13 protein-coding genes are annotated in these 14,981 nt (G+C 45.6%); 4 read left to right on the forward strand and 9 right to left on the reverse strand.

The genetic code is table 11. The features are described from left to right. Positions 1-55: 55 nt before the first annotated feature. Positions 56-2,308, forward strand: a complete 2,253-nt coding sequence (locus tag AC58P7_RS00845) for an FAD-dependent oxidoreductase (RefSeq protein WP_497339482.1) — start codon at positions 56-58, stop codon at positions 2,306-2,308. Positions 2,309-2,470: 162 nt separating this feature from the next. Continuing rightward, a complete protein-coding gene (locus AC58P7_RS00850) occupies positions 2,471-3,661 on the forward strand; it encodes an oxalate decarboxylase family bicupin (protein WP_497339483.1) in 1,191 nt (396 codons plus the stop codon). 157 nt (positions 3,662-3,818) lie between these two features. Here the strand turns inward: AC58P7_RS00850 and AC58P7_RS00855 are convergent, their stop codons facing one another. From AC58P7_RS00855 to AC58P7_RS00890, 8 genes are all read right to left on the reverse strand, one after another. Continuing rightward, positions 3,819-4,700, reverse strand: a complete 882-nt coding sequence (locus AC58P7_RS00855; protein ID WP_497339484.1) for a carbohydrate ABC transporter permease — start codon at positions 4,698-4,700, stop codon at positions 3,819-3,821. A 20-nt stretch (positions 4,701-4,720) separates the two neighbouring features. Further along, positions 4,721-5,227: a carbohydrate ABC transporter permease gene (locus AC58P7_RS00860; RefSeq protein ID WP_497339485.1), complete on the reverse strand. Its 507-nt coding sequence runs from the start codon at positions 5,225-5,227 to the stop codon at positions 4,721-4,723. A gap of 24 nt (positions 5,228-5,251) precedes the next feature. Further along, positions 5,252-6,112: an ABC transporter substrate-binding protein gene (locus tag AC58P7_RS00865; protein ID WP_497339486.1), complete on the reverse strand. Its 861-nt coding sequence runs from the start codon at positions 6,110-6,112 to the stop codon at positions 5,252-5,254. A gap of 141 nt (positions 6,113-6,253) precedes the next feature. Next, positions 6,254-6,709, reverse strand: coding sequence for a VOC family protein (locus tag AC58P7_RS00870; protein ID WP_497339487.1), 456 nt, complete (start codon positions 6,707-6,709; stop codon positions 6,254-6,256). 76 nt (positions 6,710-6,785) lie between these two features. Next, positions 6,786-7,232 (reverse strand): DoxX family protein, encoded by a 447-nt coding sequence (locus AC58P7_RS00875; RefSeq protein ID WP_497339488.1) that lies wholly within the window; start codon positions 7,230-7,232, stop codon positions 6,786-6,788. A 28-nt stretch (positions 7,233-7,260) separates the two neighbouring features. Then, a complete protein-coding gene (locus AC58P7_RS00880; RefSeq protein ID WP_497339489.1) occupies positions 7,261-7,848 on the reverse strand; it encodes a TetR/AcrR family transcriptional regulator in 588 nt (195 codons plus the stop codon). 407 nt (positions 7,849-8,255) lie between these two features. Next, entirely contained in the window at positions 8,256-9,626 is a 1,371-nt protein-coding gene (locus tag AC58P7_RS00885; protein ID WP_497339490.1) for an MFS transporter, read from the reverse strand. Between the two features lie 22 nt (positions 9,627-9,648). Then, the gene (locus AC58P7_RS00890; protein ID WP_497339491.1) at positions 9,649-11,922 is read right to left on the reverse strand and encodes a glycoside hydrolase family 3 C-terminal domain-containing protein; all 2,274 of its coding nucleotides are present in this window, start codon (positions 11,920-11,922) and stop codon (positions 9,649-9,651) included. A gap of 136 nt (positions 11,923-12,058) precedes the next feature. Here AC58P7_RS00890 and AC58P7_RS00895 point away from each other — a divergent pair, with 136 nt between their 5' ends. Continuing rightward, positions 12,059-13,291, forward strand: coding sequence for a helix-turn-helix domain-containing protein (locus tag AC58P7_RS00895; protein WP_497339492.1), 1,233 nt, complete (start codon positions 12,059-12,061; stop codon positions 13,289-13,291). A gap of 100 nt (positions 13,292-13,391) precedes the next feature. After that, positions 13,392-13,754, forward strand: coding sequence for a hypothetical protein (locus AC58P7_RS00900; RefSeq protein ID WP_497339493.1), 363 nt, complete (start codon positions 13,392-13,394; stop codon positions 13,752-13,754). Between the two features lie 62 nt (positions 13,755-13,816). Here the strand turns inward: AC58P7_RS00900 and AC58P7_RS00905 are convergent, their stop codons facing one another. Then, positions 13,817-14,821 carry a leucine-rich repeat domain-containing protein gene (locus tag AC58P7_RS00905; protein WP_497339494.1) on the reverse strand — a complete coding sequence of 335 codons (1,005 nt, stop codon included), beginning with the start codon at positions 14,819-14,821 and terminating at the stop codon, positions 13,817-13,819. Positions 14,822-14,981: the final 160 nt, after the last annotated feature.

Genomic DNA, 14,981 nt, shown 5'->3' on the forward strand with positions numbered 1-14,981 from the left:
AGCTTTATTCTTCCTTTAGAATAAGGGTAATCATAGATTTCATGGAGGTTATCCAATGAGAGAAGAATTAGTAAAAAGGGATATAACAGTCGTCGGTGGCGGACTCTCTGGTGTCTGTGCAGCGATTGCCGCTGCTAGATTAGGTCAAACGGTGGCGTTGGTTCAAAATAGACCCGTACTCGGCGGGAATTCATCCAGTGAGGTCCGCGTGTGGGTTTGCGGAGCAACTGCACATGGCATTAATCGCTATGCAAGAGAAACTGGCATCATGGGTGAGTTGTTTGTTGAGAATCAGTACCAGAATCCAGATGGGAATCCCTATGTGTGGGATCTTATTGTACTTGAAGCGGTGCGTGCGGAGGCGAATATTCAGCTTTTTCTGGGCACGGATGTGCATGAGGTGGAAGCGGACGGAGATGAGCACAATCGCGTCATTCGCTCAGTTACAGGGTGGATGATGGGCTCCGAGCGACGCATTCGTTTCGAAAGTGATGTCTTCCTAGATTGTACTGGGGATGGACTTATTGGGTTCTTGGCTGGCGCGAAATACCGTATCGGTAGAGAAGCACGGGAGGAATTTCAAGAGGAGTGGGCACCTGAGACAGCGGATGACATTACGCTCGGGAGTACGATTTTATTTTATACCAAAGACGTGGGGCATCCCGTCAAATACCATCCGCCGAGCTTCGCTAAGGACATAACGACAACGTCGATTCCGATAAAACGGGTGATCCGCAGCGGCGATTCGGGCTGTCATTATTGGTGGATTGAATGGGGCGGCGAGCTGGACACGGTACATGAAAACGAGCGAATCCGGGACGAATTATGGTCGGTTATTTATGGGATATGGGATTATATCAAAAATTCAGGTCAATTCGATTCAGCGCATATGACGTTAGAATGGGTGGGGGCGTTGCCTGGCAAACGGGAGTACCGCCGTTTCATCGGGGATTATATGCTGAATCAGAATGATATTCTGGCGCAGACGAGGTTCGAGGATACCATTGCCTTCGGAGGATGGTCGATTGATTTACACCCGCCGCAGGGGATGTATTCGACGGAGAGCGGTTCGAAGCATCTGCATGCGGATGGTATTTATCATATTCCGTTTCGCAGTTTGTACTCGGTCAATGTATCCAACATGCTGATGGCTGGTCGGAATATAAGCGCGTCCCATGTGGCCTTTGGTACGACAAGAGTCATGGCCACCTGTGCTGTGATCGGTGAAGCAGCAGGAACGGGGGCGGCCCTATGTGTGCAGAAGGGAGTGACACCGCGTGAGCTATATCAGAAGCATCGAAAGGAACTGCAGCAGGTGCTGCTTCGTCAGGATGCTTCCTTGATTGGCGTGCGTAATGAGGATGAGGGGGATCTCGGCAGGAAGGCTAAGGTAACTGCTTCCACTACGCTTTCGCAGTTGAGTGTGTCACGCGCGGTGGAGATTAGACGATTGATCGACGACGTGGCCGTATTGTTCCCGGTTGCGCCACACGTGGACGGGTTTGAGTTGCTTGTCGATGTGAGCGAAGCGACGACAATCTACGTGGAGCTGTGGGATACGGGCAGAGCGGAGAACTACGTGCCGAAGAGACGAATCATGCAAGCGGGGGCAACCGTGCAGGCAGGCGAACGTCAATGGGTGAGCTTTCCGCTGAGCTGGCAGCCTGACGAGGAACAGAATGCTTTTGTCATCGTGAAGGCGAATGAGTATGTGGTCGTATATCACGCCGACCAACAGCACACCGGAACAATTGCTTTTGTACGGGGCACGAAGCCCATCGTAGATCCAAAGCTGGAGAATCATCAGCCTGATCAGCCAGTTGTTCAGTGGAGCATGAAAAATGGCGTAGATAGCAAGCCGATCTGCTTCCGGCTCACGTCAGAAACGCGTGCTTTCTCCGCAGAAAAGGTGACGAATGGTTACCTTCGTCCTTACGGCGCACCACATCAATGGATGTCGGAGACGATCAGTAATGGGAGGGAGGAATGGCTGGAGCTTTGCTGGGATGAATCACAAATTCTGCGATATGTACAAGTGACCTTTAATGATAATGTGCAAGAGGATTTAATCAATCTTCATGCTTTTAGAACGAGTGATGAAGTCAGACCTGAGTTGGTGAAAGACTACCGGCTGGAGGCTTGGATGGATGGAGATTGGAAGCTGCTGCAGCGGGTGACGAACAATCGTAAGCGTACACGGAGACTGCCGTTGGAGGCTGCGATTACGACGAATCGGTTGAGACTTGTTGTTGAGTCGACGAACGGTTGTCCTCGTGCGGAAGTGGTTGAGGTTCGGGTTTATGGGTAGGGGAAGGGGAAAGGGAAAGACGCTTACGAAAAGCGTCTTTTTTCAATTGCAGGGCCTCTTCTATATCGAAAAGGGTGCAACAGTAATGAACACAGATAAAGTCTCATATATCATTTAGAATAAGTTAACCAAGAATAACGTCTAATGAGAGGAGACGACCAAATGGAAATTCCGAGACGGAATCAGAATGTGTACGGAAATGTGCCGCAGCCCATCCGAAATGATGGCGCCGGCGGGATGGATATCGGTCCCCGGGATATTATGCGGGATATTGAAAATCCTGACATGTTAGTTCCGCCTATAACGGATTCTGGCTTGCTTCCAAACATGAAATTTTCATTTTCTGACACGTCTATGAAATTAAATTATGGGGGCTGGTCACGGGAAATTACCGTTAGAGAATTACCGATTGCGACCACGCTTGCAGGTGTAAATATGAGTTTGACTCCTGGCGGTGTTCGAGAATTGCATTGGCATCAACAAGCAGAATGGTCCTATATGATTTTAGGTCGAGCTCGAATTACGTCCATAGACCAAGATGGGCGAAATTTTATTGCTGACGTTGGTCCGGGTGACCTTTGGTACTTTCCTCCTGGGCTCCCTCACTCTATTCAGGGGTTAGAGCACTGCGAGTTTCTGCTTGTATTCGATGACGGTAATTTCTCCGACCTAAACACCATATCCATCTCAGATTGGTTTTCACGAACGCCAAAAGATGTGCTATCTGCCAATTTCGGAGTACCTGTGAGTGCCTTTAACAACATTCCTTCAGAGCAGGTCTATATCTATCAAGACAAGGTTCCCGGTCCACTGGAAAGTGAGAAGATACAGTCCCCATACGGAACCATTCCCCAAAGCTTCAAGCATCAACTGCTATCGCAAACCCCGATTAAAACTCCTGGCGGCAGCGTACGAATCGTAGACTCTTCAAATTTTCCTATATCCAAAAATATTGCAGCCGCGCTTGTTGAGATTGTACCTGGCGGGATGAGAGAGATGCACTGGCATCCGAATAACGATGAGTGGCAGTATTACCTTAAAGGGCAGGGACGAATGACGGTTTTTACTGGAAATGGCAACGCACGTACATTTGATTATAGAGCTGGTGATGTCGGCTATGTACCATTTGCTACTGGACACTATATACAGAACACCGGTAATCAATCTTTATGGTTTTTGGAGATGTTTAAAAGTGATCGATTTGTTGATGTATCGCTAAACCAATGGATGGCGCTTACCCCACGGGACCTTGTTAGTACTAACTTGCATGTTGGACCAGAACTATTGGATGCTCTACACAAGGAAAAGCGGCCCGTTGTCAAATATCCGGGATTTTCCTATTATCCGAAATAACAAACCAAAAGGCTAACTCTAGTAGAATATCTACGTGAGTTAGCCTTTTCGCGTTGAACTTACATCCAAATCTTAATTCACAATACCTCATCAAAACTCGCAGTCTGTTTATAAGTACGGAAACCAATCTTACCACTGGCGAATGTGCTGTCCATCACTAGCCTTTTAATCCCGAGCTGGCGAAACCCTCTACGAACCATTTTTGACATACAATGACGACGATAAGCAGCGGTACAAGTGCCGAAACGGAGGCTGCCATCGTGAGAACGTAATTCGTCCCAAACTCTTCAACATAACTCGTTAAGCCCAGTGGGATGGTGTACAAGTTCTTTTCTCGAAGCATGATGAGCGGGTTCTCGTAATCGTTCCAATGCCAAGTAAAGGTGAGAATAAGGAGTGTGACTACCGCAGGCTTGGTCAGCGGCAAACAAATTTGCCAGAAGGTCCGCCAATAGCCAGCCCCATCAACGCGTCCTGCCTCCAGCAGTTCATTCGGAAGAGAGCTGAAGAACTGACGCATCAAGAAGGTGCCGAATACCGTGAACAAGCCTGGTAAAATAAGTGAAGCGTGTGTATTGATCAGCTTCAGCTGATCGAACAAGATGAAGCGGGGAACAAGCAAAACCTGACCCGGAATCATCATCGTTGATAAATAAAGCAGAAACAGAAAATTGCGGCCCTTGAAACGGATTTTGGCAAAGGCATAGCCAGCCATGGCGCTTGTGAGCAGGTTACCAGCCACGGTAATTCCCGTAATCTTGATCGAATTCCAATAAAATAAATAGAACGGATCTGTACCGGACCAAACCTTCTTATAATTTTCAAAATGCCAAGTATTAGGGATCCAGTCGATCGGATATTTGAACACCTCGCCGTTAATTTTGAAGGAGGTGGAAATCATCCAGATGAAGGGCAAAATCATGATCAAGGCGATAGCCGCAACAAGGATCGTGAGGAAGCTTTTCAGCCATAGGCGGCCCTTTTTGTTTTTGGCGACTGCCGTTTTTCGTATAGATTCAACAGGTACAATAGTTTCCATGGGGGTAAACTCCTTTACAATTAGAAGTGCTGCTGCCAACGTTTCTGGCTTTGCCATTGAATGATCGTGACAACGAAGATGATGGCGAATAGCACCCAAGAAACGGTAGCTGCATAGCCCATTTTGTAGAAACGGAAAGCAAGCAAGAAAATGTGATAGGATAAAACCATCGTCGAATCAATGGGTCCGCCCTGGGTCATAATGTTGACAGGTCCGAATACCTGGAATGACCCGATAATGAGTGTAATGGCAACTAGAAAGGTTGTTGGTGTGAGCATCGGTATCGTAATTTGGAAAAATTGGCGCAGCTTCGAAGCTCCATCAATATCCGAGGCCTCATACAAATCCTTCGAAATGCCTTGCAAACCCGCTAAGTAAAGTACCATGGCATAACCGATCGTAACCCAAACTTGCATGATGATAATGGCGAATAGTGCGGAATTAGGGCTGGACAGCCAACCAGGCGGATGTGCAATGCCAACCGTCTTGAGGAACTGATTGATCGGTCCATCAGAAGCGCGATACAAGCGACTTCAGGGATTCCTCGTCGATCAGATCTTTTGCATCATAGCTGGGCTGTTGAAATTAGAGGTGCCGTCTGCGGCGATCGACCAATCTTGCGGCTTCGATGTTTGTAGGACTAAGTCGCCAAACCAAGATAAGGCCGGATCGAGCATCGTTCCTTTGCGATCACCTTTGTTCAGCTTCGTGGCCATGGCACTGAAATCATCCCAAGTCCAAGCCGTTGGTAGTTTCTCGCCGGCCTCGTCTAGCGCTTTTTTGTTAAAGATCACTGCGCCTAAGTTCTTGTTAGCAGGTAGGTAATAATATTTCCCATCTGCGAATTTCTTGATGTTAGCTGCCCCGATAATTCCTTCAACGTCAAAGCCTGCTTTGGCGATCAGATCATCCAGTGGCTCTGCCATGCCAGCAGCTTGTCGTTTCGTCATGTATGCATCACCGTAATTCATATAAATATCGGGCGCATCTGTATTCGAGAGCAGGGCTGTTTCTAGCTTCAGGTTGCCCGGATCGTCATTCACATAACGTGTATATTCCACTTTAATATTCGGATTCGCTTTATTCCAATTGTCTACGGCTTCTTGCGGACCGCTTTCTGGAGGTACCCCACCCCAGAATTTAAGTGTGACTGGTTTCTGTGCTTCAGGTGTAGGTGTAGCCGCTGATGTAGTTGCAGCAGGTGCGACGGATGCAGCTGCGGATGGTGAAGCCTCAGGTGTTTTGGAGCAACCTGTTACGAGAACGCTTACAGCATGGTAATGGTTGTAAAAAAGTGATAAAAAAAGAGGGGTGAGATTATGTCTCACCTCCTCATTACAGATTTCCACATAAGAAAGTAAACGTTTTCGGTTCCCGAAAACTGCTTTCTTATTGGCGATAAAACTTTCCACTAAACGCGGTCGCTCATCTTGAGAGAACCATTCTGGCAGAAAGAACGTCTTTCATGTCCGTTAGGAGAAGTAGACGATTTGGACAGACATTTGGAGGAGTAACTACACCTCCAATGGATTAAGGTTTTCTTATTTGAATTCTTATCCTTCGTAAGCCTGCTGGAGTGCGGCAATATCAATTTTCTGCATGCTTAGCATCGCCGTCATTACACGTTGTGCCTTGGCGGGATCCTTGGCATGGAGTAATTCACCCAAGGTGGTCGGAATGATCTGCCAGGATAAGCCGAATTTGTCCTGTACCCAACCGCAGCGTTGAGGTTCCCCGCCTTCAGAGAGTCTATCCCAAAGGGTGTCAACCTCCTCCTGCGTCTCGCAGTTCACAAACAAGGAAAGGGCAGGTGTGAATTTGAATTGAGGACCGCCATTTAAGACCATGAACCTTTGGCCATTGAGCAAAAATGAACCTGAGATCACTGGATCCTCTGGCCCCGATCGATTGATACTTTCAATCTTGGAATCGCTGAAGATCGAGGTATAGAAGTTCATTGCTTCTTCTGCATTGCCGTCGAACCATAGAAATGGGCTGATTTTTTGCATGTCAGCAGCTCCTTTTTTTAACTACCATTGTATCACAAATATCGATTAGCTCATGACCCTACGAACTCAGAAACGTTCAACCAAAAACCGGCGAGGCCAAAACCGCTGCACCCATAAAAACAACCTGCAGCACAGTCCGAACCGTCAACGGTGGCACCGGAGTGCCGCCAATCGTTAATTTCCTGCGAGCTGCATAGACGTTTGCTGGAAACATAGCGATCAGCATGAGCGTTAAACCAATGGAGGCAGCAAGGGATGTTGCAGGCAGCAAAATACCGATAGCTCCCGCAAGTTCCAGGTATCCGGTGATCGTTACGATCACCGCTGGTCTCGGAAAAGCCGGAGGGACCATCCGAATGAGATCTTGCCGTCTTTTGCCCCAATGGGCTGAGGCCGTAAGCAGTAGCATGACAGCTAGAGCTGCTTGCAAGGCGGAGTGCCAATCATCGAAATAAGACCAGCCGAAATACCCAACTCCCCGGAATAAAATAAACGATGATACAAGCGCAATGAATGGCGCCATAGGAATTCCTCCTGTCATTTTAGCCAGCCTAGACTTTCAAAATCGTAGACATAAAAGACGATACTTCTTGCGATAGAAGCGTGGATTCCGATGCAAAAGAAGAACGGACACGCAACCCAAGAGATAGAAGGACGAACATCTCAGCTGTTTTGTTCGCATCGACTGTCTCAACAATAACGCCATGATGCTGGCCAAGTAATATCCACTGTTTGGCGAATGATACGGAACGCTCATAGAAATGTTGAAGTACTTCAGCGACAGCAGGATCATCTTCTTTGCCGAGCAAATACTTGATCACCTTGTTTGTAATTTCGTTGGCGTCTTCCAGAGCAGTAAGATTACGCACAATACTTTGCATCGGAGCCTCGAAGGTTTTGGCAGATTGCTCCGTCTCGTGCATGAAACTCGCATTGATTTCCTCGAGTCTTTCGTGCAGTACCCATGCATAAATTTCGTCTTTGCTTTTGACATAATGAAAGATGGCTCCCTTCGAAAGGGAGGATCGGTCCATGATATCCTTCATAGTAATGGCGTGACAGCCTTTTTCCTGCAATAGTGCCTTGGTTGCCACAAGTAATTTGCGCGTGGTGAGTTCTCTGCGTTCCTCGTTCTTCATATGGTTATCCTCCGAAAATGGGAAATACATCCTTCTGTTTTCATTATACAAACAGACTGTTGGTTTGTAAATATGAAATAATGACGCTCCAAGAGTCTGACTCTAAGAAACGCTGTTTTAATATAAAGATGAAAGCATTGCAAAGGTTCATCGATTCGCACTGATTTGTCCACTGTGGATGTTGGTCCGATATTGTCGGGGTATCGCGTCATGAAACATAATATTATGCAATTCTGCGGGATCACACCGATACGCATTACAGAGATTGGGCCGATTAAGCCATCTTCTCCTGAAAAACGAGCCAAATGGTTGGATAAAGTGAAGCAGCTTGGGGCGAAGTTAGCAAAGGTGTTGAAAAGAAATAAGCAGGCGCCGATTAAAGGCACCTGCTTGTTCATAGAAAGCTATTACTTAAATAGCTTCCCAAGTTCTAATGCTTGTTCTTCATCCGAAGATTCTTGCAATTCTTTCACAATTTGCGGGAATTGTTTATCTAATTTATAGAAGTAAAGAATGACCGCCATGAGCGCACTAATGATGATCGGCAAATAAATGTACATGAACAGGATAGAAGAACGCGCAGATTCGCTGATATGTTCTTGTCCACCTACATAGCCTCCGAACGCAAGCAACCAACCAACGATCGCAGCGCCAAGCCCGCTGCCTGCCTTTGAGCCGAAGCTGCCAGCGCTGTATACGAGGCCTTCAGTTCGCATACCTGTTTTCCATTCGCCATATTCAACGGTGTCTGCCAGCATAGCGAACATCGTTGCCGCTAGTGGCACGCCGCCAAGTGATTTAATCACGGAAGCGATGATGACAATCTTCAGACTTGTCGGATCAATAATGGTAATCGCAGCTCCAAGAATAGTGATGCCCAAGCCGAGAATCGCAGAGTTGCGTTTACCTAATCTTTTGATAATCGGGGCAACGAATAGCAATCCGAGTACCAATGGGACAAAGGAAATGAGACCGAGAACGGACATTAAATCCACATTTTCTAAAATATATTGCGCATAATAAATGTTAACTGCGGTGCTAACAGAAGTCATGATGAAGCTTAGCATCATAAAGACGACAAGCAAGGCCCAGTACTTGTTGCGGAAGAGCGCCTTCAGAGAGCGACGAAGCGGAACCGCATTTTGAACAACAGAAGACTTAACTCGCTCTTTCGTCGTGCGGAAAGTAATCAAGAACAGAACAGCGGCAACGGCTCCGTAAACGATAAAGGTCATTGTCCACCCGTGTTTACCTCCGCCAAACCCATTAACGATGGGAACGGTCATGACGGATACTGCGACGGCACCAAAAATGGCCATCAACATGCGGAAAATGTTAAGCAAGGATCGTTCGTAGGGCTCTTGTGTGATTAGTGAGTTCAACACGCCGTAAGGAACGTTGGCGCCAGAGTAAATAATATTGATTAGGAAATAAGTCGCATAAGCGTAAATAAGTGCGCCTGTATGGCCTAAATCTGGAGCTGAGAACAGTAAGACTCCGGAGATGCCGAAAGGAACGGCAAGCCAAAGCAACCAGGGACGAGCTTTGCCGTGCTTGCTTCTTGTTTTATCCACGAGCACACCGACACCGATATCTACGAAAGCATCGAAGAAACGGGCAATCAATAACAAAGTACCTACGGCAGCTGCGGAGAAGCCAACGATGTCCGTATAATAGAAGGTCAGGAAAGTCGCAGCAGATGTCCAGATGAGATTACTTGCCAGATCCCCAACGCCGTAGCCCAGCTTCTCAGAAAATTTGATTTTTGTTTGTTCCATTGTCGGGTCCTCGCTTCTATGATTAGTTTTGTCCGTTTAATTGAAGGAGCAAATGTTCCGCCATTTCATCTGTAAAAGCGCCTCGGCTGAATGAAATGAGATTACGAAGTGGCATGGAGATCAGCGCGGCTTGCATGATTTTGGCCATTTTCTCGTCACCGTCACTTATACCCATGGAGGCTTGGAAATTCTGTGTTAGTGCTTGCATCATTGGTGCTGCAACCGGATTTCTCATGAGATCTCCAAGCAAAGAGTTTCGCGTGAACGTTTGGCGGAGTTCCACCGTTGAATTCACTTGAATCGAAGCTCGCTGAGTTATATTTCTAGAAGATCCACCGATGAGAATCTCAAACTCACCACTCTCTACGTGCCAATCTTTCAGCTGGATACTGTAATAAGCGAAGGAACGTTTATCTAGTGTAAAAGAGACAGTCGTTTGTTCAGCAGGTTGGAGATCTATCTTAGCGAAATCCTTTAATTCTTTGTCCGGTCTGGTTATTGTACTCTCGACATCTTTCACATAAAGCTGAACAGTTTCTTTGCCTGCGCGACTTCCTATGTTGGTGACTGTCACCTGTACATCAACGGTTTCTGTATCAAATAATTCATTGCGGCTCACTGTAAGATTCGAATATTCGAAAGATGTATAGCTAAGCCCATGCCCGAATGGGAAAAGAGGCGCCATTTTTTTCGTGTCATAATAGCGATAGCCAACAAAGATGCCTTCTTTGTATTCCACGCGATCGCCTTCGCCAGGGAAGTGAAGGAAAGATGGATTATCTTCCAGTTTCATTGGGAATGTTTCGGCTAGTTTACCGCTCGGATTAGATTCTCCATATAGTACGTCTGCAATCGCACTTCCTACGGCTTGTCCGCCCAAGTAAGCTTCAACGATCCCGCCAACTTGCGGTGCCCAAGGCATTTCCAGCGCTGAGCCGTTCATGAGGACGACAACAACCTTGTTCTGCACGGCTGCGACAGCTTCAATGAGCTGTTGTTGGTTAAACGGTAGCTTCAAGTGTTGGCGATCGGACAATTCGGATTCGAAGCCATCAGGTAATCCAGCGAAAATAACAGTGACTTCAGCAGCTTGGGCTGCCAGCTTTGCTTCTTCAATCAAGTTATGGTCCACATCTTCGTTGTCCAAGGCGTATCCAGACACATAAGTAATCGAATCTGGATTTGAGGAAAGTTGCTTGATTACATCAAGCGGAATGTCAACGCGTGTTGGTACAACAAAGGCACTGCCGCCGCCTTGGTATTTCGGTGTCTGGGCAAGTGCACCGATAATGGCAACTTTGCTGCTCTTCTCTAGCGGGAGTATACCTTCTTCATTTTTCAGAAGAACGATACTTTCACTGGCTACCTTAGAAGCCAAGAAATGGTGCTCATCTGGATTGAAAGTAGCATTCTCCTTCTTGTTGTCCAGGTGCAGGAAGATGAGTTGCAGCATCCGTGCTACAGCACGGTCTAATGTTTCTTCAGCGAGTACTTCACTTTTCACGGCTTGAATGATTTTCTTCTCGCTGATGCCGCTGTTCCCAGGCATTTCAAGCTCAAGACCGCCACTGAGTGAGTCAACGAGTTGATCGACAGCGCCCCAGTCGGACACGACTAAACCTTCAAAGCCCCAATCATTGCGTAGGACATCCCCCAGTAAATGCTCATTTTGTGAAGCATAATCGCCGTTAATTTTATTGTAAGCTGTCATAAGCGTCCAAGGTTGACCTTTTCTAACAGCACCTTCAAAGCTAGCTAAATAAATTTCACGCAATGTGCGTTCATCGATAACCGCGTCATAGGACATCCGGTGATGTTCTTGATTGTTCGCAGCAAAATGTTTGAGAGAGGTACCAACACCTTGACTTTGTACGCCTTGGATATGACTAGCTGCAATTTCAGATGATAAGTAAGGGTCTTCAGAGAAGTATTCAAAGTTGCGTCCACCAAGTGGCGAACGTTTAATGTTGGCACCAGGTCCTAATAGTACAGCGACATTTTCGGCTTGGCATACTTCACCAAGTGCAACGCCCACTTCACGAACCAGATCACGGTTCCACGTACTAGCTAGTCCGGCAGCAGATGGAAAGCAAATGGAGGGAATACCGCCATTCATGTCAATGCCTGCGGATGAAGCCGATTGTTTGTGCAGGCCATTAGGGCCATTGGCTACCATGATGGAAGGGATTCCGAGACGCTCAACACCTTTTAAATGCCAGACATCTAAGCCAGAGCATATACCAGCTTTTTCTTCCAAAGTCATTTGTGAAACAATCTTTTGTATGTCACGATTCATTTTGAATCCTCCTATTGTTAAATGATTAAAATTATGAAGCGTTTTCATTGGGACTGCTCACTCATTATAGATGATCGAACAGGCCGAAATATGGTATGATTATTTGAAAAAAAGTAAATATATTAGGAGTCATAAGATGGAATTTAATCCTGTCTTCTTAGCCGAAATAATTCATGAAAGCGTTCAACTGCCTGTCTATTGGATAAGTGAGAATGAACTAGACGATCAGGAGTATTTCGCAGCCAACGCCCATATTCCGGCTTCAACCTTACAAAATCCCGAATACTTACAACAATTAATTAAACGAACCTGGGATAAGGCTTTTCCCGTTATCCAGACGACAGAGTTTCTGGAACAGTTTGTCTTGCAGCCTGTCTTTTCGGATGAGAAGCGAGTAGGCACCATCGTCATTGGCGCTTCTATTGATCATAGGCCCTCGGAGGAGACCATTCGAAATCTCATGAATGATAGTCAGATTCCTGGTAAGTTTCATGCGATTTGGGCCGATTATTTAAGAGGCCTTCCGCTAGTTTCTAAACAGCGATTATTTCACATAGGGTTGATGACACATTGGATTGTGAATCAAGAGGCGTTAGAACTGTCAGATGTACTTGAGCATAATTTTCGAATAGGCCAACGATTTTTGTCAGAGGAAGCTATTGAGATCTCGATGTCGGAGATGAATGAGCTCTCTGATCTGCATACGAGCCCAGAAATTGAACAAATCTTATTACGTCATATTAAGAATGGTGATAAAGAAGCACTTAAGAATATGTTTGTCATGGGATCGATTGGTGAGGCAGGAACTCTCTCTAAACGGAGTCTTCTGAGAAGCCGCAAAAATATTGCCATATGCGGAATTGCTGTAGCGGTTCGAGCGGCCATGGAGGGAGGACTATATACCGAGCTTGCGTACCGATTAAGCGATACGTACATTCAGCATATTGAGGAGCTGACAGATGTTCGCTCGGTGGAAACCGCGATGATCGACGCATTCTTAGATATTGCGGGGCGTGTCAGCGAAAACCGAAAAGGCACCGTATCTAAGCCGATCGCCCAGTGCCGCGAATATATATTCAATCATTTGTATGATGTGATTCCCATTTCGGAGCTGGCTGCTAAGACAGGCTTAAATGGAACCTATTTGTCTTCACTTTTCAAAAAGGAGACCGGTGTCACGATCAGTAACTTTATCCAGCAGGAGAAGGTGGACGAGGCTAAGAAGCTACTGGATTTCACAAGTGAATCGGTTTCTACGATTGCTACTCGCCTGAACTATTACGACCAAACTCATTTCATCAAGTCGTTCAAGAAAATTGTCGGAGTCACACCGAAACAGTATCGGGATCGCAAGCGGGCGAAGGTCTGAAAGGCTGAGGGGCTGAAGGGTATATGGGGAGATAAAGTCGAAATTTGTATATACAGGAATAAACTTACTGCGATATACTATGAGGTGGAATGATTTGTAAATGATAAAAGTAGGGGTGTTTGAATTGATCGTTTGGAGAGGTTGGGGGATTCTTGTCATTCCCATTGCACTACTTGGGATTTTCGTAATTGCTATGGCTTCAACGTTGTTCGTAAGCGGGGACGTGATGAAATCAAGCGTTGCGAACATCATTATTGGGATTGGGCTTATGATCTCGGCGGTTCCGATCTGGTATATGGGAAGATGGTTTCATTCACGCTCCCAACGAATCCTGATCGATAGAGAAACGGGGAAAGAGATAAACGTGGGAAGAAGTCACAGCCTGTTCTTCGTACGAATGGAGTATTGGTCAGTCGTTGCAGTTATTTTGGGTATTCTTTGCTTTTTTGCGAAAAGCAACTAAATGGATGAATTTTTATAAGAAAAGTGCCACTAGAATTTTATTCTAGGGCACTTTTTTTGTAATTATGATACTTCATCAATCGTATCTCTATGACTATTTTCTACATCGACCTGAACACCTTTATTACGAAGCCTTGTAATTACACGCAATGTACGTTCATCCATTTGAGACTGATCCAGCGTAAGTTGCTGTAGTTCTGGAAGATTCTCAGGTAAGTTTTGCAAATCCTGGCTTGGATTGTGGCAGATACGTAAATACTTAATAGTCCTACTACGTAACTCATTCAAGTTCTGGGTTGGATTATGATCAAGGTTGACAATGGCCAGCTTCTTCATATTATTAAGCGGCAAAACGTCAGTGATCTTGTTATTTGCAATGTACAAATGCTCTAATTTAGGTAATTCTACGAGCGGCGTTAAATCCCAGATGTGATTTTTATACAATTTTAAGAAAAAGAGCTTCGTCAGCGGCGTAAGGAATCGAAGATCCTGAATACCACAATTTTGCATTTCAATATTATGTACGTGAGTGAAGCTCGAAATGTGTTCCTTCTGAAGCTGCGGACTGTTATTTACACAAATGGAATGTAAGTTCTTCACTTGATCCAGATCTTTCATATGAATAATAGCGTAATCATCATTATCGAAATTAACCATATTTACCAAATCTGTATCTGTTAATGGACCTTCAATTTTCTTTAATTGGTGGCGAATTGACTGCTCAAGGTTGGAATCAACGAAGCTGACAGGGCTACCGGAGGTTCTCCGAAGTGCTTTTTGTCTGTTCTTCACATACTGTTTTGCAATAGGAGCGACATTATTGTTTTTGACCTTTTTCCAAGGAATTCCCATGAAATAAGGAGGATAACTCATGAAGATTTTCCAATCGACGTCCCCAGCTTCTTGAATGGTTCCTAGCATAAGGTGTCCTACGCGATGATCGAATTTCATTAGAAATCGCTCAAGGTAGAAAATTTCGTTATTTTCCCTAGCAAAATGGGTTACATACTTGAAAGGGTATTGATTCTTAATAGACATACGGAGGACTCTGAGAATCGTGGCAATCATGTCATTGCTCCTTTAGGGAAATAATTCAAGTTGAAAAAATAGTAACATATTGGAAGTTAGGAGTCTATCGCTCTTTCAATGAAATTTTGGGATATTTTGTATTGGTGTATGGATTAAGATATAGTTTAGATAGGCTATGTACTCAAAAAGAATTTTGTGT

The organism is Paenibacillus sp. J22FR5 (assembly GCF_059691975.1).